We start from the raw sequence: 525 nt of genomic DNA, 5'->3' as shown, positions 1-525 counted from the left end.
CAGCACCAGCGGCGAACGGCAGACCCACGAAGGCTTGCCGATCCCGAGCAGGTGGATGCGGCGTTGAAACGGGTCGAGCTCAGCGGCGGCTTCAAGATCGATAATCAACTGCGCGTACCACGCAGTTGCGGCACGCGCATAGCGGGCTGGCACGAGGCCCCCAATCGCGCAGGCGGGCCGATCAACGAAGCCATCGGACTCGTCGCGGAAGCCCCACGCGGCGCGTTGGCGCACCTGGGCACGCTCCTCGTCGTCGAAGCAGTCCTCACGGTCGCGCAGGAGGCCGCCGATGATGGCAGTAGCCCCAGGGCCGGGGTAATGGGTGATGGGCACCAGCGGCGGATCGGGGCCGTGCCCCATCGTTTGGAGCAAGGCCGTGAGCCGCACGTCGTCGCGCTCACTGGCGAGCGGATTCCCCATCGTGTCGTAGCTGAGTGCCCAAGCGAGGCATGCGGGGGCATGCGTTGCTGGGCTGGTGTGGGTTGACCTCCACCAGTTCGCGACGCGGTGGGCATAGTACGGCAG

General features: G+C 67.8%; 1 protein-coding gene. It reads right to left on the bottom strand.

The features are described from left to right. A partial coding sequence (locus tag A9Q02_RS17520) for a hypothetical protein (RefSeq protein ID WP_141509002.1) occupies positions 1-420 on the bottom strand: 420 nt, incomplete at its 3' end. Positions 421-525: the final 105 nt, after the last annotated feature.

Origin of the sequence: Candidatus Chloroploca asiatica, from assembly GCF_002532075.1 — a bacterium.
Taxonomy (GTDB): Bacteria; Chloroflexota; Chloroflexia; order Chloroflexales; family Chloroflexaceae; genus Chloroploca; species Chloroploca asiatica.
Note: the sequence above shows the minus strand (reverse complement) of the source record. Positions and strands in the feature narration are given on the sequence as shown.